This is a genomic window from Nonomuraea sp. PA05, assembly GCF_008086045.1.
In the GTDB taxonomy this organism is placed as follows: domain Bacteria; phylum Actinomycetota; class Actinomycetes; order Streptosporangiales; family Streptosporangiaceae; genus Nonomuraea; species Nonomuraea monospora.
Window position 1 is genome coordinate 94,965 of the sequence record NZ_VSEY01000042.1, and the last position, 20,702, is coordinate 115,666.

A 20,702-nucleotide genomic window follows, 5' to 3' on the forward strand; every position below is an offset into this window, starting at 1 on the left:
ACTTGTACGTCGTATAGTGGAACTTGTACGGCGTATAGTTGTCAACCGTGATGGGAAAACTGACCGCGCAGGCCATCGCGGAACGGGCCCTGGAGATCGGCGACACCGAAGGCATCGACGCCGTGACCATCCGCCGCCTGGCCACGGACCTCGGCGTGACCCCGATGGCGCTCTACTGGCACTACAAGAACAAGGAGCAACTGCTGGTCGGCATGGCCGACCACCTCATCGGCGGCTTCGCGCCCGAGCCCGCCGACGAGCGCCCCTGGCAGGCCCAGCTCCGCGACCTGACCGAGGGCCTGATCAGGGCGCTACGCACGCACCCCTGCGCCAAGAACGTGCTGGAGCAGATCGACCCCGTCGCGGTGCCCAACTTCCTGGCCGTCTGGGACCTCGCGCTCGGCCTGGCCCGCACCGCCGGGTTCGGCGTGGACGAGAGCTGCCTCATCACCAAGTACCTGCTGCAGAGCGCCATCGCCATCGCCGACGCCCCGGTCCACGGGGCGGCCGAGCCCGACCGGGCGGAGCGCGTCAGGGCCAAGCAGGTCGGGCTGCAGACGCTGCCCGTGGACAGGTACCCGCACCTGGTGGAGATGGCCGGGCCGCTGGTGGGCGGCACGGACCCGATGTTGTACGACACCTTCGGCGTCGATCTCGTGCTGAGCGGCATAGAGGCGCTCGCGGCCGGACGTTAGAGTCGTGATCATGCCCTTTGAGCTGATCTGCGAGATCGAACCGCCGACCAAGCCCGATCTGAAGCACGTACGGCACCAGATCGGCACCATGAGCAAGATCGCCCACGGGTTCCTCATCCCCGACAACCACATCGGCCGCGCCACCGTCTCCAGCGTGGCCGTGGCCCACGAGGTCGAGGCGATGGGCGGGCGCGGCATCGCCTGCCTCAACTCGCGCGACCGCAACCTGCTCGGCTTCCGCCGCGACCTGCTGACGGCGGCGGCGTACGGGGTCGACCAGTTCCTGTTCGTCTACGGCGACAAGCCGACCAGCGGCAACCGGACCAGCGACCTGACCGTGCGCTCGATGATCGAGGAGGCGCGCGACTTCTCGCCGGCCTTCCGCGTGGGGGCCGCCGCCGGGCTGCGCCCGCTGCCCGCCTGGAAGCGTACGGCAGACTTCCTGTTCTCCCAGGTCAGCTTCTCGGTGGAGGAGCAGCTCCGCTGGCGCGAGGAGCACCCGGTCGAGGTGCCCGTCTACGCCGGCGTCATGGTGCTGGCCAGCGAGCGGCACGCCCGCACCCTGGCCGCCGCCATCCCGGACATCGCCCTGCCCGAGCGGCTCGTCGAGGCGGTGGCGGCCGACCGCATGGCGGGCGTGGAGGCGGCCTGCGAGCAGGTGCTGGCCCTGCGCGACACCGGCGCCTTCGCCGGCGTGCACCTCGTCCCCGTCGCCCGCTACCGCGACGTCGAGTCCCGCCTGGCCGCCGCTCTCTGAGGCCGGGCGAAGGCCGCGAGGACCGCGCCGAGCAGCGCGACGCCGAACAGCACCGCGTACGCCCGCTGGAACCCGTCCATGAGCTGGCCCACCGCCACCGGTGACAGCGTGGACAGGGTTCCGGCGTACACCTGGGCCCGCACGCCGGGTCCCACAGAGGCGGTCAGCATGCTCAGTGACAGGCCGACGCTGATCACGATGCCGACGTTCATCACCATGACGCGGAAGCCGTTGACCACGCCCAGGCTGCCGGGCGGCAACGCCCGCATGACCTGCGTGGTGTTGCCCGTCAGGAAGGTTCCGCTGCCGCAGCCCGCCACGAACAGGCTGATCCCGATCACCCAGTACGGCGTCGCGGGATCGGCCGTCAGCATCAGCGTGCCGAGCCCGGCCGCGCTGAGCACCGCGCCGCCGATCGACAGCGCGTACGGCGACACCCTGCTCCCCAGCGCGCCCACGATCGGCGAGGCCAGCCCGATCCCGACCGGCACGGGCAGCACGCTCAGCCCCGCCGTGAACGCGTCCACGCCCCTGGCGGCCTGGAAGTACAGCGCGACCACGAGGATCAGCGCGGAGCGGGCCAGGGCGTTGCAGAACGAGGCCAGGTTCGCGTAGGTCAGCAGCCGTCCGCCGAACAGCCGCAGGTCCAGTACCGGGTTGGGGGCCCGCCGCTCGGCCAGCACGATCAGCGGCACCAGCACCGCGAAGACGCCGGCGCCCGCCAGCACCACGGGGCTGAACGGCCCGCTCGACCCCGCCGTGGACAGCGCCAGCAGCAGCGCCGACAGCGCCGCGAACACCAGCACGTTGCCCAGCGCGTCCACCGGCTCCCTCGGCTGCCTGGGCACCTTGCGTAAGATCGCCGCGCCCACGCCGAGCGCCAGGAGCCCGGCGGGCACGTTCACCCAGAAGATCCACTGCCAGCCGGCCGCCTCGGCGATCAGGCCGCCCAGGGTGGGCCCGGCGAGCTGGGCCACCGACAGCGTGCCGATGTAGACGCCCATGCCCTGGCTGAGCCGCTCGGGCGGGAACGCGTCGGTGATGATCACGGTGCCGTTCGCGAGGATCATGGCGGCGCCGATCGCCTGTAAGACGCGCATCGCGATCAGGAACCACACGTTCGGCGACAGCCCGGCCAGCAACGAGGCCACGGTGAACAGCGCGAACCCCGTCAGGTACACCTCCCGCCTGCCGAGCAGGTCGGCCACGCGGCCGAAGAACACCAGGCTCGCCGTGTTGACCAGCAGGAACGACAGGAGGATCCAGTTCGACTCCAGCGCGTCCGCGTGGAAGTGCCGCACCACGGTCGGCAGCGCCACGTTCAGGGTGCTGCCTGCGATGCCGATGAGGACGAGGCCCAGGCTGGTGACCGCGCACACCCGCCAGGCGTAGCGCATCCGGGTGTCGTCCTGGGGGGTGACCGCGACCATGCCTCCACTATGACGTACGGCGTACGTCCGGTTTCGCCCCAGGGGTCACCTCGCTCGCTTGCGCAACCCTTCGAGGTCGTGGATCACCACGCGCCGCCTGCCCGTCTCGATCAGGCCCCGGTCGCGCAGCGTGCGCAGCGCCTTGCTGACGGCCTCGCGGGAGGCACCGGTCCACCCGGCCAGCTCGTCCTGCGACAGGGGCAGCGCCACGCGCACGCCGCTGTTGGTCTTCTCGCCGTACCGGTCGGCCAGCTCCAGCAGCCGCGTCGCCACCCGGCCCGTGGTGTCGAACGCGCCGTACTCGATGCGCTTGCGGTCGGAGTCGCGCAGCTTGTTGCTGATGAGCTGCATGAGCAGGACGGCGATGCGCCCGTGGCTCTCCAGGAAGGAGGTGAAGTCACGCACCACGATGCCGGAGATCGGCTCCAGCGCGGTCACGGTGGTCGAGCGGGGTGAGCCGTCGATCGCCGACAGCTCGCCGAGCAGCGCGCCAGGCCCGCGCACGGCCAGCACCACCTCGGTGCCGCCGCTCGTGTGGGAGGAGCACTTGACCCGGCCCTCCATCAGCACGAGCACCCAGTCGGACGTGTCGCCCTCGGTCATGATGGTCGTGCCCCGGTCCCAGCGCCGCAGCCGACCGGCCGAGCGCAGCGCCTCGACCTCCTCGGGCGTGAGCATGGTCAGGAACTCGCCCGGCTCTGAATCCATGCGCCCGATTATGTCGGTACGCGCACCGTCCCACTATGTCATTTCGGTCAGAACGTACGCCGTGACGAGCTCCTCCTTGCCCTTGAGGTTGAGCGGGCCCAGCGGATTCACCTTCGCCCCGTCGCCCAGTTGCCGGAAAGTGGTATCCCCGATGACCACCGTGCCCGGCTCGGCCAGCGTCTGGAGCCTGGCGGCCACGTTCACGGCGTCGCCCATGGCGTTGAAGCCGCGCAGCTCGGGGCTGCCGATGTTGCCGACCAGCGCGGGCCCGGTGTTGACGCCCACCCGGAACGTCGGCCACTCGACCGTGTCGACCCTCCAGGCCATCTCCTCGGCGATCTCGGCGGCGGCCCGCTGCATCTGCAGCGCCGCCTTGCAGGCCTGCCGCGCGTGCCCGTCCTGCGTGGCGGGCGCGTTGAACAGGGCCAGCAGCGCGTCGCCGACGAACTGCACGATCGTGCCGCCGTTGTTCAGGATGCAGGGGACGGCGGCCGTGTGGTAGCGGTTCAGCATCTCGACGATCTCGCCCGGCGTGACCTTCTCCGAGAACGTGGTGAAGCCCTTGAGGTCGGCGAACAGCGCGGTCAGCTCCTTGAGCTGGCCGCCCAGCGCCGCCTGCGCGGGGTCTGCGAGCAGCGCGTTGGCCACGTCGGGCGACATGTACTGGTGGAAGAGCGTGTGCAGCTCCTGGTAGAGGCGGGCGTTCTCCAGCGAGATCGACAGTTGCCCGGCCAGTGTGGCGGCCAGCGCCTCGTCCTGGCTGGTGCGTCCGACCGGCACCTCCAGCACGCCCGCCAGGTTGCCCTTGACGGTCAGCGGGAAGGCCAGGAGCTGGTCGCGCCTGATCGGGTTGCCGTCGGTGAACGCGTAGTCGCGCGAGCCGATCTGCGTCCTCCCCTCCGAGACCAAGGCGATCTTGACGTCGCCGTACGCCTGCCGCACCCGCTCCAGCGACACCGTCAGCAGCTCGTTCTCCGGCAGCCCGACCTTGGTCTGCGCGCTCACCGACACCAGCGCGGCCAGCCGCTCCGACAGCTCCCGCTCGTTGGCGAGGGCCTCGCCCGCCCGGTCGAGCACCGCCGCCTGGCCCTCGTTGAGCCGGAACTTGCCCGACAGCCGGGTCGCGGCCAGCGGCTCGCCCCTGCGTACGTGCTCGACCAGCTCCTCCAGCGCCTCGTCGTAGTCGCGCTGGATGCGCCGGACGGTCGCCGCCAGCGCCACCGAGTCGAACAGGCCCGCGCTCGACCCCTCTCGCCTGAACTGCAGGTACGCGCTGTAGGCGACGAACACGAAGGCCAGCGTGAGCAGGATGTGCCACTCCCACCAGGACAGGTGCCAGTTGAGCTGCGACATGCCCGCGATCATCGACTCGGCCAGCAGCGCGTACGCGGTGATCAGGCTGATCAGCATCGCCGCCGGCCGCTGGCGGTGCAGCAGGAACATCATCACGCTGGCCGCCCCGTACGCCAGCAGGCCGGGCACCGACGCCCACACCAGCCAGTCCATCGGCGAGACCATCGGCGGCTCGCTCAGCGGCGTCAGGCCGGGGATCAGCGACACGAGCCCCCAGAGCAGCAGGAACCCGAGCAGCGCCCCCCGGATGAAGTGCTGCGACCCCAGCACCGCCTTGGCGGCCCGCTCCCGCAGCGGCAGCGCCGAGGCGAGCGCGAACACCGAGGCGATCGAGAGCCCCACCTGCTGCCCGAGGTCGAACCCGACGGACCCGGTGGGCAGGATGACCTTCGGCGTGGCCAGGCCGTGCAGGAAGAAGAACCCGGCGCTGGTCAGGAAGACCATGGAGACCAGGAAGAGCCGCGCGTCCTGGCGGCGTCTGGAGGCCTCGCTGATGAGCACGCCGAGCACCACGTTGACGCCCGCCACCAGGACGATCAGCCAGAAGTGGCTGGCGTTGTGCTGCCAGAAGACGTTGATGTGCGGCTGGGCCAGCAGCAGCCAGAGGCCGAGCAGCGGCAGGATCAGGTGGATGGCCCAGACCACGCCGCGCACGGGCTGGGTGGCCGGGGGAAGGTAGGGCGAGGGACCGGGCGTTGGCACAGACCCGATTATCCACGCGAGATCGCTGTCTCCAATGCGTCGTTTTACTCACCCGAGTTCGCGACAATCCGTCAAACTGGTCAGTAACCCTCCGTTTTGTGACAGATACGTTATGTAGTTACTGTCATCCATTGGAACGGTCGAAGCGTGAATCTCATGCACCACATGAGCATCACTCGTTCCTCTGGAAGGAAAGCCGTGGCTATCAAGGTTCGAGGCGGGCGCACGATCACGCTCGCCGCCGTCGGGGCGCTGGCCGCCTCGCTCCTCACCGTGGGCGGCGTCGCCACCGCCTCGTCCGCCGCCGCCTCCGAGGTGCACGCCTGCGTGCACAAGAAGACGCGGTACGCGCGCATCGTCAACCCGACGACGAAGTGCAGGAAGACGGAGGAGCGGATCCTGATCGGCGGCTCCGCCACCTCGACCACCACCGTCCAGACGGGCGAGCAGGGCCGCCAGGGCGAGCGCGGCCCGGCGGGCCCGCAGGGCAAGCAGGGCGTCCAGGGACCCAAGGGCGAGACCGGACCGGTCGGGCCGCAGGGCAAGCAGGGCGTCGCGGGCCCGCAGGGTCCCAAGGGCGAGGACGGCAAGGACGGGCTGCCCGGCAAGGACGGCAAGGACGGCCTGCCAGGTAAGGACGGCAAGACCGGTGCCACCGGCCCGCAGGGTCCCAAGGGCGACACCGGCCCGCGCGGCCCCGAGGGGCCCAAGGGCGACCCCGGCAGCGGCGCCAACTACACCACCTACATCAAGCAGGACTCCATCAGGAGCACCGGCTCCGAGACGGTGAGCTGCGGCAGCGGCGGCCTGGTGACCGGCGGCGGCTTCTCGTTCGGCACGCTCAAGAACGCGGTCGTCACCGGCAGCGCGCCCTCCTCCGGCAACAGCTGGACCGTCACCGTGGCCAAGGATGACAACGGCGGCGGCAACGACTACGACCGGCAGGCCGCCGCCCCGTCGGCCTCGCCCTCCGCCCAGGCCGAGACCTACACCCACGGCGGCGGCAACAACGGCACCAGCGTCAGCGGCACCGTCTACGTCGTCTGCCTGAAGAAGGCGTAACGACACGCAGAAGGGCCGGCACGGAACCCCGTACCGGCCCTCCTGAAAAACCCGTCAGCCGAACAGCGCAGGAAGCGCAGCCGTGTGCGCCCCCCGCAACTCCTCGACGGAGATCTCGAACGCGTCCTTGACGACCAGCGACTCCCCGCCGGTCACCCCGAGCCCGTAGCACGGCACATCATGCCGCCCGCACAACGACGCGAACTCCTCATAAGCCTCAGGCCGCACCACGACGAGCGCCCGAGCCGCAGACTCGCTGAACAGATCGGTGAACGCGTCACCGGTCAGCTCGACCTCGGCCCCCACCCCCCGGGCCAGGCACGACTCGGCCAGCGCGATGGCCAGCCCGCCGTCCGACAGGTCGTGCGACCCGTCCAGCAGCCCCCGCCTGGCGGCCTCCACCAGCACGGTGCCCAGCGCCTGCTCGGCCTCCAGGTCGGCGTGCGGCGGCAGCCCGCCCAGGTGATGGTGCTCGACGTGGGCCCACTCGGAGCCGCCGAACTCGGCGCCGGTGTCGCCGAGCAGCACGACCCGCAGCCCCTCGGCGGTGAACCCGGACGGCACCCGCTTGGCCACGTCGTCGATGACGCCGAGCACGCCCACGACGGGCGTCGGGTGGATGGCGGTGGAGCCGGTCTGGTTGTAGAAGGAGACGTTCCCGCCGGTGACGGGCACGCCGAGCGCCTTGCAGGCGTCGGCCAGGCCGCGGGTGGCCTCGGCGAACTGCCACATGACCTCGGGGTCCTCGGGGGAGCCGAAGTTGAGGCAGTTGGTGACGGCCAGGGGCTTGGCGCCGGTCACGGCCACGTTCCGGTACGCCTCGGCGAGCGCGAGCTGCGCCCCCGCGTACGGGTCGAGCTTGGCGTAGCGGCCGTTGCCGTCAGTGGACAGCGCGATGCCCCGCGTCGTCGGCTCGGCACCCTCGATCACCTCGGAGATGCGCAGCATGCCCGCGTCGGCCGGCTGGGCCAGCACGGTGTTGGAGCGCACGTACCGGTCGTACTGGTCGGTCACCCACGCCTTGGAGGCGAGGTTGGGCGAGCCGAGCAGCTTGAGCAGGGTGGCCCGCAGGTCGGCGGGCCGCTCCAGCCGGTCGGGCGTGTCGCCGTTGAGCGCGGCCTGCCCGGCGGGCTCGTGGAAGGGCCGCTCGTAGACGGGGCCGTCGTCGGCGGCGGTGCCCGGCGGGATGTCCACGATGATCTCGCCGTCCCAGGTCATGACGAGGCGGCCGGTGTCGGTGACCTCGCCGATGACGGTGGCGGGCACGTCCCACCGCTCGCAGATCGCCATGAACGCCGCGATGTCGTCCGGGCGGACGACGGCCATCATGCGTTCCTGCGACTCGCTCATGAGGATTTCCTCGGGCCTGAGCGAGGGGTCGCGCAGCGGGACCAGGTTGAGGTCGACGGTCATGCCGCCGGTGCCCTTGGCGGCCAGCTCGGTGGTGGCGCAGGAGACGCCGGCCGCGCCGAGGTCCTGGATGCCGACGACCACGTCGGCCGCGTACAGCTCCAGGCAGCACTCGATGAGCAGCTTCTCCATGAACGGGTCGCCGACCTGCACGGCGGGCCGCTTGGCCTGCGACTCGTCCTCGAACGTGGCGCTGGCCAGCACGGACGCGCCGCCGATGCCGTCGGGGCCGGTGGACGCGCCGAACAGGACCACCTTGTTGCCGGGGCCCGGCGCGGTGGCCAGCTTGATCTGGTCCTTGCGCAGCAGGCCCACGCACAGCGCGTTGACCAGCGGGTTGCCGATGTAGCAGGGGTCGAAGACGACCTCGCCGCCGATGTTGGGCAGGCCCAGGCAGTTGCCGTAGCTGCTGATGCCCTCCACCACGCCGGGCAGCACCCGGCGGGTGTCCACGGCGTCGGCGGCGCCGAAGCGCAGCGCGTCCATGACGGCGATGGGGCGCGCGCCCATCGACATGATGTCGCGCACGATCCCGCCGACGCCGGTGGCGGCGCCCTGGTGCGGCTCGACGTAGGACGGGTGGTTGTGGCTCTCGATCTTGAACGTGGCCGCCCAGCCGTCGCCGATGTCCACCACGCCGGCGTTCTCGCCCATGCCCACGAGCAGCGCCTCGGACTTGGGCGCCTTGGTGGCGAACTGCTTCAGGTGCACCTTGGACGACTTGTACGAGCAGTGCTCGGACCACATGACGCTGTAGATGGCCAGCTCGGAGCCGGTGGGACGGCGGCCCAGGATCTCCTTGACCCGGTCGTACTCGTCCTGCTTCATCCCCAGCTCGGCGAAGGGCATCGGCTCGTCGGGAGTCTCCGCCGCCCGCTTCACACTGTCTGTCATGCGTTCACCAGGTTCTTCAGGATGGAGGTGAAGATGCCGAGGCCGTCGGTGCTGGGCGCGCCGACCAGCTCCTCGACGGCGTGCTCGGGGTGCGGCATGAGGCCGACCACGTTGCCCGCCTCGTTGCGGATGCCGGCGATGTCGTTGAGCGAGCCGTTGGGGTTGCCGACGTAGCGGAACACCACGTGACCGCCCGCCTCCAGCGCGGCCAGCGTGTCGTCGGAGGCCACGTAGCGGCCCTCGCCGTGCTTGATCGGCAGCACGATCTCCTGACCGGGGGTGAACGAGTTCGTCCAGGCGGTGGCGGGCTGCTCGACCTTGAGCCGCTGGTCGCGGCAGACGTAGTGCAGCGAGGCGTTACGGGTCAGCGCGCCGGGCAGCAGGTGCGCCTCGCACAGGATCTGGAACCCGTTGCAGGTGCCGATCACGGGCAGCCCCGCTCTTGCGGCGGGGACGAGCTCCTCCATGAGCGGCGCGAAGCGCGAGATGGCTCCGCAGCGCAGGTAGTCGCCGTAGGAGAAGCCGCCGGGCAGGAAGACGGCGTCGACCCCCTTCAGGTCGTGGTCGGCGTGCCACAGTGGGACCGCCTCCGCGCCCACCAGGCGAACGGCTCTTGCGGCGTCCTGGTCGTCGAGAGTTCCTGGAAACGTGACTACGCCCACACGGGCAGCGCTCATGACTGTCGTCCCCTCCGGAGGAATGCGCGCGCGCACCACCGTCCCTTCGGGGCGGACGGCGGTGTCATCAGGTTATCGGGTGCTCCCCGGTGGTCGGCATCGACTCGGCGGTGGAGCGGACACGCAGGTCAGGCGGCGGCGGGCACGCAGGTCAGGCGACGGCGGAGACGCGGGTCAGACGGTGGCCAGCTCGCGGGGACGCGCCTTGGCGGCGCCGTCGTCCCAGGCGAGGTGCTTGCGCAGGTGGACCGTGGTGCCCCGGCCGGGCGTGACGCCGAAGGAGATCTCGTCGACGACGGAGCGCATGATCAGCAGGCCGCGGCCGTTCTCGGTGTCGGGTGGCGGAAAGTGGTGCGGCATGGACGGGACGCCCACCCCGTTGTCGGCCACGCGTACGTCGCACTGGCCGGCGCCGATGGCGGCCGTCACCTCGTAGCGGTTGGCCGGCCCTCCGTGCCGGACCGCGTTGGAGCATGCCTCGGAGACGGCGAGCAGCATGTCGGCGATGCACGTCTCGCTCACGTTGAGTGAACGCATGGCGTCACCTAGCACTCGCCTGACCATCGGTATGCCGATCGCATCCCGAGGCAGTGCCAACGAGAACTCAATATCCACCGGACTCCTCCGGGTGCCGGAATCTCACCTGGAGTAGGTTTCCCTGAGAAAACGGGGCTAACCGCAAAATCACGTTGTTGTTATTTAGTGTTGGCACGCCCGTGGCATTGTGGCACGTCGCAACCGGGCTTTAACCGCCCCAGGGGAAATCGGGGCGGCAAATGTGCCTTAGCCCTCGACCCGGACGCTGTAGTCCTCGATGACGGTGTTCGCCAGCAGCGTTTCCGCCATCTTGCGCACCTCTTCGAGCGCGGCGTCGTCGGCGGGGCCGTCGAGCTCGACCTCGAAGCGCTTGCCCTGGCGGACGGCTGCGACGCCGGAGAAGCCGAGCCTGGGCAGCGCCCTGGCGATGGCCTGGCCCTGCGGATCGAGGATCTCGGGCTTCAACATGACGTCCACGATGACGCGGGCCACTGCGTTCCTCCTGGGAGCGGTGGGTGGATGGGAAGCACAGCCTACCGGCGCGTGTGGCTGCGACCACAACGGGAACGGGGAGGACATGGGGCTTGCGCACAGGGCTGTGACGTCTGCCACGATGGCCCCAAAAGCGTACGAACCACCACCTCTCGGTTCGTCGTTAGGTAAGGCTGGCCTAAGGTGGCAACCCCATCGCATAGTCCGGCCCCTGACCAGCAGGAGTGGCGCATGACCATAGACGCCTCGGGAGCATCGTCTCCTGAGCTCGTCCAGCTGCTCACCCCCGAGGGCGAGCGGGTCGAGCATCCCGACTACGACATCGATCTGACCCCGGAGGAGATCCGGTCGCTCTACCGCGACCTCGTGCTCGTCCGGCGAGTCGACCTGGAGGCCGTGGCCCTGCAGCGCCAGGGCGAGCTGGGCATCTGGGCCTCGCTGCTCGGCCAGGAGGCCGCCCAGATCGGCTCGGGCCGCGCGCTCACCGACGCCGACATGGCCTTCCCCACCTACCGCGAGCACGGCGTGGCGTGGTGCCGCGACGTCGACCCGGTCAAGCTGCTCGGCCTGTTCAGAGGCGTCAACCATGGGGGATGGGACCCCAAGGAGCACAACTTCCACCTCTACACGATCGTGATCGGCAGCCAGACCCTCCACGCGGTCGGCTACGCCATGGGCATCCAGCGCGACGACGCCAGCGCGGCGACCATCGTCTACTTCGGCGACGGCGCCACCTCACAGGGCGACGTCAACGAGTCGTTCATCTGGGCCAGCGTGTTCAACGCGCCGATCGTGTTCTTCTGCCAGAACAACCAGTGGGCCATCTCCGAGCCGCTGGAGAAGCAGACCCGCATCCCGCTCTACCGGCGGGCCTCCGGCTTCGGCTTCCCGGGCATCAGGGTCGACGGCAACGACGTGTTCGCCTGCCTCGCGGTGACCCGTAAGGCGCTCGAAGCCGCCCGTACCGGGCAGGGGCCGACGCTCATCGAGGCGTACACGTACCGGATGGGCGCCCACACCACCACCGACGACCCCACGCGCTACCGCGTGGCCAGCGAGCTGGAGGCGTGGAAGCTCAAGGACCCGATCGAGCGGGTCAAGGCGTACCTGTTCAAGAACGAGCAGGCCGACCAGGCCTTCTTCGACTCCGTGGACGGCGAGGCCGACCAGCTCGGCGCGGACCTGCGCAGGCGCTGCCTGGCCATGCCCGACCCCGAGCCGCTCGACATCTTCGACCACGTCTACCGCGAGCCCCACGCCCTGATCGACCAGGAGCGCGCCCAGTTCGCCGCGTACTTGGAGGGGTTCGAGCAGTGACTGTACTGAGTTTGTCCAAGGCCCTGAACGAGGGCATGCGCAAGGCGATGGAGGACGATCCCAAGGTCCTCATCATGGGCGAGGACGTCGGCAAGCTGGGCGGCGTGTTCCGCGTCACCGACGGGCTGCAGAAGGACTTCGGCGAGGACCGCGTGATCGACACGCCGCTCGCCGAGTCGGGCATCATCGGCACCGCGATCGGGCTGGCGCTGCGCGGCTACCGGCCGGTGTGCGAGATCCAGTTCGACGGTTTCGTCTTCCCGGCCGCCGACCAGATCATCACGCAGCTCGCCAAGATGCCGATGCGCTCGCTGGGCGCGATCAAGCTGCCGGTCGTCGTACGCATCCCCTGCGGCGGCGGCATCGGCGCGGTCGAGCACCACAGCGAGTCGCCGGAGGCGTACTTCACCCACACGGCCGGCCTGCGCGTCGTCGCCTGCTCCAACCCGGCCGACGCGTACACCATGATCCAGCAGGCCATCCGCAGCGACGACCCGGTGCTCTTCTTCGAGCCCAAGCGCCGCTACTGGGAGAAGGCCGACGTCGACACCTCCTCCACCGACTGGTGGGCGCCGCTCCACTCCGCCAAGGTCGTCCGTCCCGGCGCCGACGTTACGCTCCTGGCCTACGGCCCCATGGTCAAGACCTGTCTGGAGGCCGCCACGGCGGCCGAGGACGACGGGCGCTCCCTGGAGGTCATCGACCTGCGCTCGCTCAACCCGCTGGACGAGCCGGTCGTGATGGAGTCCGCACGCCGCACCGGGCGGGTCGTGGTCGTCCACGAGGCGCCCGTCAACAGCGGCTTCGGCGCCGAGCTGGCCGCCAGGATCACCGAGCAGTGCTTCTACCACCTGGAGTCGCCCGTGTTGCGGGCCGGCGGCTTCTCCACCCCCTACCCCCCGTCCAAGCTGGAGGAGCACTACCTGCCCGACCTGGACCGCGTGCTCGACGCCGTCGACCGGACCTTCGGGTACTGAGGGGGTACGCGCACATGCGACGCGAGTTCAAGCTTCCCGACGTCGGCGAAGGGCTGACGGAGGCCGAGATCGTCCGCTGGCACGTCAAGGCGGGTGACGCGGTCAAGGTCAACCAGATCGTGGTGGAGATCGAGACGGCCAAGTCGATCGTCGAGCTGCCCATCCCGTGGGACGGGGTGGTGGCGGGGCTGATGGCCGAGGAAGGCGACACGGTCGACGTCGGCGTCGCCATCATCGCCGTCGACACGGTGGAGGAGGGCGAGACGCCTTCTCAGGTGTCAGGTTCAGATGATCGTGCCGCCCTGGCCGACGACATGGTGCCGAAGCCGCCTGCGGAGGGCGCGGTGGAACCGGGCGCTCACGGCAGCCCGGCGCCGAAGGAGGAGCGGCAGGCGGTCCTGGTCGGCTACGGGGTGAAGGTCGGCGCGACCAAGCGGCGTGCCCGCAAGCAGTCCGGCATCCCCGCCAACCCGGTGGCCAACCCGTCCCGGGTGGAGGTGGACGGCCCGCCCAGCCAGGCCCAGAGCCCGGCCCCGGCCCTCGCCCAGAGCACACCACCGGCCCCGGCCCCCGCTCAGAGCACCTCGCCGCCGGGCCGGGTGGCGGTCCTGGCCAAGCCGCCCGTCCGCAAGCTGGCCAAGGACCTCGGCGTGGACCTGGTCACGATCACCGGCACGGGCCCCCAGGGCTCGATCACCCGCGACGACGTCCACGCCGCCGCGGCGCCGCAGCCCGCGGCGGAGCAGCAGCCCGCACCGGCCGCCCGCGAGGAGCGCGTCCCCATCAAGGGCGTCCGCAAGGCGACCGCCCAAGCCATGGTCACCAGCGCCTTCACGGCCCCGCACGTCACCGAGTTCCTCCAAGTGGACATGACGCAGACCATGGAGGCAGTGCGCCGCCTGCGCACCCTCCAGGACTTCGCCGACGTCAAGGTGGGCCCTCTGCTCCTCGTCGCGAAGGCCGTCCTGACCGCCGTCAAGCGCCACCCGGCGATCAACGCCACCTGGGACGACCAGGACATCGTCATCAAGCACTACGTCAACCTGGGGATAGCGGCCGCCACCCCCAGGGGCCTCCTGGTCCCCAACATCAAGGACGCCCAGGACCTCTCCCTCCCGGCTCTGGCGAAGGAACTGGCCGCCCTGACCGAGACGGCCAGGGCGGGCCGCACCCAGCCCGCCGAGATGTCCGGCGGCACGTTCACGATCACGAACGTGGGCGTCTTCGGCGTGGACGGCGGCACCCCGATCATCAACCCGGGCGAGGCCGCGATCCTGGCGGTCGGCCAGGTCAGGGAGATGCCGTGGGTGGTGGACGGCGAGCTCGCGGTCCGCAAGGTGGCGACCCTGTCGCTCTCGTTCGACCACCGCATGGTGGACGGCGAGCTGGGCTCGCGCTTCCTGGCGGACGTGGGCGCGATGCTGGAGGACCCGCTGCGCATGCTCGCCTGGAGCTGAAGTGGTACGGCGACCGCCGGGAGGACCCCTCTCCCGGCGATCGCCGTACGGCGGGGACGCCCGCACCCACCGACACAGAGCGGCCAGGGCCCCGGGAAATACCTCGATAAGGTGACCAACATGATTCGCCACATCGTGCTGTTCACCTGGACCGAGGCCGCCACGGCCGAGCAGAAGGCCGCCGTCACGGCTGAGCTGCGCAAACTCCCCGGCCTGATCCCGCAGTTGCGCGCGTACATGGTGGGCGAGGACGCGGGCATCAACCAGGGCAACCACGAGTACGCCGTGGTGGCGGACTTCGACAGCGTCGACGACTACCTGGTCTACCGCGACCATCCCGACCACCAGAAGGTGATCGCCGACAGCATCAAGCCGATCCTCGCCAGTCGCGCCGCCGTGCAGCTGAGTCTCTAGACGCTGCTAGACCTCGGGCGGGTTGTTCTCGCGGTGCATCAGCCTGTTGTCGGAGGTCTGGCCCCTCCTGGGGGCCAGCACGATGCTGAGCACCACTCCCACGCCACCGACGATCATGAAGATGAGCCCGATGACGTCCATGTGCACGCTCTGCCCGAACACATCGGGCTCGATCGCGAACCTCAGGATGGCGCCAAGCGTGAGGAAGAAGATGCTTACCCCGACCCCCATGACAACCTCCACGCAAACGGCGAGTACAGCGACGGTCATACCCGGCTATCCGCCGAGTCTCACGCGAGGCACGACAATGGCTGCCCGCCGTTGTAGGTGATCATGTCGAGCACGGCGGTGACCAGGTCGATCGGCGTGCCCAGAGGTTGCCCGTCGAGCTCGGAGTAAGCGCGGTGCAGGTTGCCCACAATGCGTTCTGGGTCCAGCAGGCCCGCCCACTCGCCGAGGTCCGTCTGCCTGGCGGCCTCCAGCGGCGTCAGGCCCGCCTCCTTGCCGCGCCTGGCGACGTCCTGGACGAAGCGCAGGTAGCCCTCCACCGGCTCGTACGCCTCCGGCCCGCACACCTCGCCGTGCCCGGGCACCACGGTCTCCGCCCCGAGCCCCTTGAGCTGCTCGACGGCGCGCAGCGCCCCGGCCACCGAGCCCATCAGCACGAACGGCGTGCCGCCGTTGAAGACCAGGTCGCCGGCGAACAGCACCCGCCGCTCCGGGATCCACACGTAGGAGTCGTTGGTGGTGTGGGCGGCGTGCCCGACGTGCCGTACCTCGCAGCGCAGCTCGTCGGAGTGCAGCGTGAGGCGGTCGGTGAAGGTCAGGAACGGCGGGGTCGGCTCCATCTTGCCCCACTCGACCCCGGCCGACCACGCGGCGCGGTAGGCGGGGACGCCGTCGGCGATGATCTGCTCGCGGACGCCCTCGTGGCCGACGATCGTGGCCTCGGGGAAGAGCCAGTTGCCGAACGTGTGGTCGCCGTGGTGGTGGGTGTTGAGCAGCGTGGTGATCGGCCGGTCGGTGACCTTGCCGATGGCCTGGCGGAAGGCGCGCGTGCGGCGCTCGGTGGAGCAGGCGTCGATGACGATGACGCCACGCCGGCCGGCCAGGAACCCGGTGTTGTTGATCCACCAGCTCCCGTCGGGCTGTACGTAGGCGTACACGCCGTCGGACACCTCCTCGACGCGCGGCGGCGGCAGGGGGTGGTCGTGGGGGGAGGAGCTCATGCCGAGGACGCTACACAAGGCGGCAGGGCGCCCGCTCGCGGTCGGGCGCCCTGCCGGTGGTGACTGCCGCGGGTGGCAGTGAGGTGTGGCTCAGAAGGCTTCTTCCGGCAGCTCCATCAGCTCCAGGTCGGTGGCGGTGAGCACGCGCCGCTCGGCGGCCAGCCGGGGCAGCACGGTCTTGGCGAAGAAGGAGGCCGCTGCGACCTTGCCCAGGTAGAACGGGTCCTCGCCGGAGGCGAGCTTGCCCAGCGCCACCTCGGCCTGGCGCAGCAGCAGCCAGCCGATGATCAGGTCGCCGAGGGAGAGCAGGAACCGGGTGGTGTTCAGCCCGACCTTGTAGACCTCCTTCGGCGCCTCCAGCGAGCCGAGCGCCCAGCCCGCCATGGTGTCGCCCATGGTCTTGACCTCGGCGGCGGCCTCGGCGAGCAGCTTGCGCTCCTCCTTGAGCCGCCCGTTGCCCGCCTCGGACGCGGCGAACTCGTTGATCTCGGCCAGCAGCGCGCCGATCGCGGCACCCTGGTTGCGCAGGATCTTCCTGAAGAACAGGTCCTGGCCCTGGATCGCGGTGGTGCCCTCGTACAGGGAGTCGATCTTCGCGTCGCGGATGTACTGCTCGATCGGGTAGTCCTGGAGGTAGCCGGAGCCGCCGAGGGTCTGCAGGGAGCGGGAGAGCAGCTCGTACGACCGCTCGGACCCGACGCCCTTGACGACGGGCAGCAGCAGGTCGTTCATGGCGGCGGCGTGCCGGTCGTCCGGGTCGGCGAGCAGGGTGTCCTGGAAGGTGGCCGTGTAGAGCACCAGCGCCCGCATGCCCTCGGCGTACGACTTCTGGAGCATCAGCTCGCGCCGCACGTCGGGGTGGTGGGTCACGGTGACGCGGGGTGCGGCCTTGTCAGCCATCCTGGCCAGGTCGGCGCCCTGGACGCGGGACTTGGCGAACTCGAGGGCGTTGAGGTAGCCGGTGGAGAGCGTGGCGATGGCCTTGGTGCCGACCATCATGCGGGCGTGCTCGATCACCATGAACATCTGCTTGATGCCCTCGTGCACCTCGCCGACCAGCCAGCCGATCGCGGGGTGCTTGTCGCCGAAGGTCAGCTCGCAGGTCGTGGAGACCTTCAGGCCCATCTTCTTCTCGACGTTGGTGACGTAGACGCCGTTGCGCTCGCCGGGCTCGCCGGTCTCCAGGTCCACGTGGTACTTCGGCACGAGGAACATCGACAGGCCCTTGGTGCCGGGGCCGTGGCCTTCTGGGCGGGCCAGCACGAGGTGGAAGATGTTCTCGGACATGTCGTGCTCGGCGCTGGTGATGAAGCGCTTGACGCCCTCGATGTGCCAGGTGCCGTCGGGCTGGCGCACCGCCTTCGTCCGGCCGGCGCCGACGTCGGAGCCCGCGTCGGGCTCGGTGAGCACCATGGTGGCGCCCCAGTTGCGCTCGATGGCCAGCTCGGCGAAGCGCTTCTGCTCGGGCGTGCCGACCTTCCACAGCGTGTAGGCGAAGTTGGGGCCGGCCGCGTACATGTACAGGGCGGGGTTGGCGCCCAGCACCATCTCGGCCGTGGCCCAGGCCAGGCTGCGCGGGATGCCGGGGCCGCCCAGGTCGGTGGGCAGGTCGAGGTGCGCCCAGCCGCCGTCCACCAGCGCCTTGTACGACTTCTTGAAGCCCTCGGGCACCTTCACGGTCGAGGTGGCCGCGTCGAACACGGGCGGGTGCCTGTCACCCTCTTCGAAAGAGTCCGCGAGCACGCCGGTCGAGAGGCGGTTGACCTCGTCCAGCACGCTGCGTGCGACGTCCTCGTCCACTTCCGCGAAGGGCCCGGTGCCGAGGATCTCGCCTCTCCCGAAGACCTCGAAGAGGTTGAATTCCAGGTCACGCACGTTGCTCTTGTAGTGGCCCATGGGCGTCGATCTCCTTGAACCGAGGCATTTCTACTGGTGAGTAACCTTACTCTGAAATGCTACCCGCGGGTAACCCGTCATATGCGTGGCATGCTCATCTCCATGGACGCCGCAGAACTCGCCGCCCGGTGGCGGGAACGCCTGGAATCCTGGGCGATTCCGGACGAGATCCTGGCCAAGGCACCCCTGGATCCGTGGAGCCACTCACCGGAGAGGTTCGGCACCCGTACGGACAGAGCGCTGTCCGAGCCGGACGACGGCCCCACCATGACCCGGTTGTCCGAGGCGCTGCCCGAGAAGGGCACGCTGCTCGACGTCGGCTCGGGCCCTGGAGCCTCCTCCCTGCCGCTGCACGAGCGCATCGGCCACCTCTACGCGGTCGACACCTCCACCTCCATGCTCGAAGGGCTGACGGCCAGGGCGGAGAAGCTGGGCGTGCCCGTCACGACGGTGGAGGGCCGCTGGCCCGACGTCAGCGACCAGGTGCCGATGGCCGACGCGGCGGTGGCGGCGCACGTCGTCTACAACGTGCCCGACCTGGCCGACTTCCTGCTCGCGCTCGACTCCCGCACGCAGGGGCGGGTGGTGCTGGAGCTGCCGCACCGCCATCCGATGAGCTGGATGACGCCGCTGTGGCAGCACTTCCACGGCGTCGACCGGCCGGTGCGCCCCATCGCCGAGGACTGCGTGGCCCTCGCGGCGGCGCTCGGCTTCAACGTCCAGGTGGAGGAGAGGGAAGCCCCGCTGGAACGTTTCACCTCTCTGGAGGAGCTGGCCGCCAGCGCGGTGCGCAGGGTGTGCCTCGACCCCTCGCGCGCGGAGGAGGTGGCGGCGACGGCGGCGGAGCTCGGCATGTGGCCGGTGCCACGCGACCGGTGGGTCACCATCTGGTGGGAATGACCGCCAGGTCCCGCACGTTCATCCAGATGAGCGCATAGCAGCTCCCGGACGAGACGCGCCGTACCCGGAAGGCCAAGACGACGCACTCCAGTCAGTCTCGTCTTTCAGGGAGTGCTCTTCACATGGCGTGGATCGTCCTCGTGCTGGCCGGCCTCTTCGAGGTCACCATGGCCCTCTCGCTCAAGCTCAGCAACGGCTTCACCCATCTGTGGTGGACGCTGTCGTTCCTGGCCACGGCCGTGCTCAGCTTCGGCCTGCTCTCGTACGCGCTCAAATCGCTGGAGGTCGGCACCGCCTACGCCGTCTGGACCGGCGTCGGCGCGGCGGGCACCGCGCTGCTCGGCATGATCGCCATGGGCGACCAGGTGTCACCGGCGCGGCTCATCTCCATCGCGCTGATCCTGGCCGGGGTCATCGGGCTCAAGACCCTGGCCTGAGTGTCTATTGTGGGACAGATGATCGAAATCCACGCCGTCACCATCGACGCCGCAGACCCGTACGCCATCGCGAGCTGGTGGAGCCAGGCCACCGGGCTGCCCCTCGGGGAAGACGACAAGCCGGGCGACGACGAGGTGATGCTGCGCACCCACCAGGACCCGTTCCTGCTGTTCATCCGCGTCCCGGAGGGCAAGTCCGGCAAGAACCGGGTGCACCTCGACGTCAACGGCACCGAGGGCCGCACCCGTGACGAGGAGGTCGAGCGGCTCGTCGGGCTCGGCGCGACCGTCTTCGAGGATCATCGCCGGCCCGACGGCGCCGGCTGGGTCACCCTGCGCGACCCCGAGGGCAACGAGTTCTGCGTGTGCAGGAGCCAGGCGGAACGGGAGGGTCAGTAGGGTCACCGGGCGGAGCGCGCTCGTCCCTGCTGCGTCAGCGTCAGCACGCCGGCGATCAGGTAGACGAGCGCACCGCTCCACAGTGCGCCCACGGCCGAACCGAACACCCCTTCGCCGTCCAGCACGAGCTGCACCGGGTAGTCCAGCACGGCGACGAGACCGGCCGGCAGCAGCGCGAACTTGAACGGATGCTTCAGCGCCCAGAGCCGCGCCTGGCGGGTCACCCGGTCGCCCTGCTCCGGCTTGGACACCGCACCGATCGCGGCGACCAACGCGAACAGGCTGATGCCCAGGCCCAGCGACCACGCCAGATCGATGCCGGTGAACAGGCCCACACCCAGGCTGACGGCGGTCGCGACGCCGCCGCTGACGGCGGCGGTCTTCCAAGGAGCGCCGCGCAGGGCGGCGCCGGACAGCGATACCTCGTCGCGTCTACTGATTTCGTTCATGCCTTCATGCTGCCTTCCAGCCGCCCCCGGAGGCATCGGGGTCCGACCCTGAGCTGTCCCTGGGAAACTGGCATGATTCGGGCATGCGGGAAATCGAGATCGTGCAGCTTGGTGCGGGTGACGGCGAGCGACTGCGGGACGTGCGGCTGCGCGCCTTGCGGGAGGATCCGGACGCGTTCGGCTCCTCCTACGGCCGCGAGGTCGAGTTCCCGCCGGAGAAGTGGGCGGAGCGGCTGGCGAACCCCGAGGGCCGCTGGTGGGTCGCCACGCGCGGCGGCGCGGACCTGGGGCTGGTGTGCGTGCTCCTGGAGGAGAGCGGGGCCCACCTGCTGTCCATGTGGGTGGCGCCCGAGGCCAGGAAGGAGCGGGTCGGCTCCCGGCTGGTGGACGCGGCCGTCGAGTGGGCCAGGACGACCGGGGCCGAGGAGATCGGCCTGTGGGCGGTGGACAGGAACCACGCCGCCCGTGCCCTCTACGCGCGCAAGGGCTTCACGCGCAGCGGCAAGGTGA

21 protein-coding genes, 1 pseudogene and 1 riboswitch are annotated in these 20,702 nt (G+C 70.1%); of the genes and pseudogenes, 11 read left to right on the plus strand and 11 right to left on the minus strand.

Going from position 1 to position 20,702, the window contains the following annotated elements; genetic code table 11:
* Window positions 1–50: 50 nt before the first annotated feature.
* On the plus strand, window positions 51–695 hold the full coding sequence (locus FXF51_RS46950) for a TetR/AcrR family transcriptional regulator (RefSeq protein WP_262380307.1): 645 nt from the start codon (window positions 51–53) through the stop codon (window positions 693–695).
* A gap of 10 nt (window positions 696–705) precedes the next feature.
* On the plus strand, window positions 706–1,452 hold the full coding sequence (locus tag FXF51_RS46955; RefSeq protein WP_148441300.1) for a methylenetetrahydrofolate reductase: 747 nt from the start codon (window positions 706–708) through the stop codon (window positions 1,450–1,452).
* Here FXF51_RS46955 and FXF51_RS46960 read toward each other — a convergent pair.
* The 3 genes from FXF51_RS46960 to FXF51_RS46970 are packed head-to-tail and all read right to left on the minus strand — an operon-like array spanning window position 1,413 to window position 5,645.
* Entirely contained in the window at window positions 1,413–2,882 is a 1,470-nt protein-coding gene (locus FXF51_RS46960) for an MFS transporter (RefSeq protein WP_148441301.1), read from the minus strand. The two genes, FXF51_RS46955 and FXF51_RS46960, sit on opposite strands and share 40 nt — an antisense overlap.
* Window positions 2,883–2,927: 45 nt before the next feature.
* Window positions 2,928–3,590 (minus strand): Crp/Fnr family transcriptional regulator, encoded by a 663-nt coding sequence (locus tag FXF51_RS46965; RefSeq protein ID WP_148441302.1) that lies wholly within the window; start codon window positions 3,588–3,590, stop codon window positions 2,928–2,930.
* A 33-nt stretch (window positions 3,591–3,623) separates the two neighbouring features.
* Complete coding sequence (locus tag FXF51_RS46970; protein ID WP_262380301.1) at window positions 3,624–5,645, minus strand: adenylate/guanylate cyclase domain-containing protein; 2,022 nt, start codon at window positions 5,643–5,645, stop codon at window positions 3,624–3,626.
* A gap of 198 nt (window positions 5,646–5,843) precedes the next feature.
* Here FXF51_RS46970 and FXF51_RS46975 point away from each other — a divergent pair, with 198 nt between their 5' ends.
* Window positions 5,844–6,707 carry a collagen-like protein gene (locus FXF51_RS46975; protein ID WP_222871786.1) on the plus strand — a complete coding sequence of 288 codons (864 nt, stop codon included), beginning with the start codon at window positions 5,844–5,846 and terminating at the stop codon, window positions 6,705–6,707.
* A 54-nt stretch (window positions 6,708–6,761) separates the two neighbouring features.
* On the opposite strand, the gene purL is transcribed toward FXF51_RS46975, so the two are convergent.
* The 4 genes from purL to purS all read right to left on the minus strand — a co-directional run bounded on the left by purL (window position 6,762) and on the right by purS (window position 10,717).
* Window positions 6,762–9,011, minus strand: a complete 2,250-nt coding sequence (gene purL / locus FXF51_RS46980) for a phosphoribosylformylglycinamidine synthase subunit PurL (RefSeq protein ID WP_148441303.1) — start codon at window positions 9,009–9,011, stop codon at window positions 6,762–6,764.
* On the minus strand, window positions 9,008–9,688 hold the full coding sequence (purQ, locus tag FXF51_RS46985; RefSeq protein WP_148441304.1) for a phosphoribosylformylglycinamidine synthase subunit PurQ: 681 nt from the start codon (window positions 9,686–9,688) through the stop codon (window positions 9,008–9,010). Before purQ ends, purL begins: the two co-directional genes overlap by 4 nt.
* Window positions 9,689–9,862: 174 nt before the next feature.
* Entirely contained in the window at window positions 9,863–10,252 is a 390-nt protein-coding gene (locus FXF51_RS46990) for an ATP-binding protein (RefSeq protein ID WP_148441305.1), read from the minus strand.
* 219 nt (window positions 10,253–10,471) lie between these two features.
* Entirely contained in the window at window positions 10,472–10,717 is a 246-nt protein-coding gene (purS, locus tag FXF51_RS46995) for a phosphoribosylformylglycinamidine synthase subunit PurS (RefSeq protein ID WP_148441306.1), read from the minus strand.
* A gap of 231 nt (window positions 10,718–10,948) precedes the next feature.
* On the opposite strand from purS, the gene pdhA reads away from it, so the two are divergent.
* The 4 genes from pdhA to FXF51_RS47015 all read left to right on the plus strand — a co-directional run bounded on the left by pdhA (window position 10,949) and on the right by FXF51_RS47015 (window position 14,882).
* Window positions 10,949–12,034, plus strand: a complete 1,086-nt coding sequence (pdhA, locus tag FXF51_RS47000; protein ID WP_148441307.1) for a pyruvate dehydrogenase (acetyl-transferring) E1 component subunit alpha — start codon at window positions 10,949–10,951, stop codon at window positions 12,032–12,034.
* Window positions 12,031–13,011 carry an alpha-ketoacid dehydrogenase subunit beta gene (locus tag FXF51_RS47005; protein WP_148441308.1) on the plus strand — a complete coding sequence of 327 codons (981 nt, stop codon included), beginning with the start codon at window positions 12,031–12,033 and terminating at the stop codon, window positions 13,009–13,011. The genes pdhA and FXF51_RS47005 overlap by 4 nt, the downstream gene beginning before the upstream one ends.
* A gap of 14 nt (window positions 13,012–13,025) precedes the next feature.
* On the plus strand, window positions 13,026–14,468 hold the full coding sequence (locus tag FXF51_RS47010; protein WP_148441309.1) for a dihydrolipoamide acetyltransferase family protein: 1,443 nt from the start codon (window positions 13,026–13,028) through the stop codon (window positions 14,466–14,468).
* 120 nt (window positions 14,469–14,588) lie between these two features.
* Window positions 14,589–14,882 (plus strand): Dabb family protein, encoded by a 294-nt coding sequence (locus FXF51_RS47015; RefSeq protein WP_148441310.1) that lies wholly within the window; start codon window positions 14,589–14,591, stop codon window positions 14,880–14,882.
* A gap of 6 nt (window positions 14,883–14,888) precedes the next feature.
* Here FXF51_RS47015 and FXF51_RS47020 read toward each other — a convergent pair whose 3' ends face one another.
* The 3 genes from FXF51_RS47020 to FXF51_RS47030 all read right to left on the minus strand — a co-directional run bounded on the left by FXF51_RS47020 (window position 14,889) and on the right by FXF51_RS47030 (window position 18,007).
* Complete coding sequence (locus FXF51_RS47020; RefSeq protein WP_148441311.1) at window positions 14,889–15,113, minus strand: hypothetical protein; 225 nt, start codon at window positions 15,111–15,113, stop codon at window positions 14,889–14,891.
* A 59-nt stretch (window positions 15,114–15,172) separates the two neighbouring features.
* A complete protein-coding gene (locus FXF51_RS47025) occupies window positions 15,173–16,111 on the minus strand; it encodes an MBL fold metallo-hydrolase (RefSeq protein WP_148441312.1) in 939 nt (312 codons plus the stop codon).
* Window positions 16,112–16,201: 90 nt separating this feature from the next.
* Window positions 16,202–18,007, minus strand: a complete 1,806-nt coding sequence (locus FXF51_RS47030) for an acyl-CoA dehydrogenase (RefSeq protein ID WP_148441313.1) — start codon at window positions 18,005–18,007, stop codon at window positions 16,202–16,204.
* Between the two features lie 102 nt (window positions 18,008–18,109).
* Between FXF51_RS47030 and FXF51_RS47035 the strand changes: the two genes are divergently transcribed.
* From FXF51_RS47035 to FXF51_RS47045, 3 genes are all read left to right on the plus strand, one after another.
* Complete coding sequence (locus tag FXF51_RS47035) at window positions 18,110–18,907, plus strand: class I SAM-dependent methyltransferase (RefSeq protein WP_262380302.1); 798 nt, start codon at window positions 18,110–18,112, stop codon at window positions 18,905–18,907.
* 27 nt (window positions 18,908–18,934) lie between these two features.
* Window positions 18,935–18,994, plus strand: a riboswitch (guanidine-III (ykkC-III) riboswitch).
* 35 nt (window positions 18,995–19,029) lie between these two features.
* On the plus strand, window positions 19,030–19,344 hold the full coding sequence (locus tag FXF51_RS47040) for a DMT family transporter (protein WP_148441315.1): 315 nt from the start codon (window positions 19,030–19,032) through the stop codon (window positions 19,342–19,344).
* An 18-nt stretch (window positions 19,345–19,362) separates the two neighbouring features.
* A complete protein-coding gene (locus FXF51_RS47045) occupies window positions 19,363–19,743 on the plus strand; it encodes a VOC family protein (RefSeq protein ID WP_148441316.1) in 381 nt (126 codons plus the stop codon).
* 2 nt (window positions 19,744–19,745) lie between these two features.
* Here the strand turns inward: FXF51_RS47045 and FXF51_RS47050 are convergent, their stop codons facing one another.
* Window positions 19,746–20,192 carry a hypothetical protein gene (locus FXF51_RS47050; RefSeq protein WP_262380304.1) on the minus strand — a complete coding sequence of 149 codons (447 nt, stop codon included), beginning with the start codon at window positions 20,190–20,192 and terminating at the stop codon, window positions 19,746–19,748.
* An 83-nt stretch (window positions 20,193–20,275) separates the two neighbouring features.
* Between FXF51_RS47050 and FXF51_RS63160 the strand changes: the two are divergent.
* Window positions 20,276–20,686: pseudogene (locus FXF51_RS63160) on the plus strand (GNAT family N-acetyltransferase); the annotation flags it as partial.
* Window positions 20,687–20,702 lie beyond the last annotated feature (16 nt).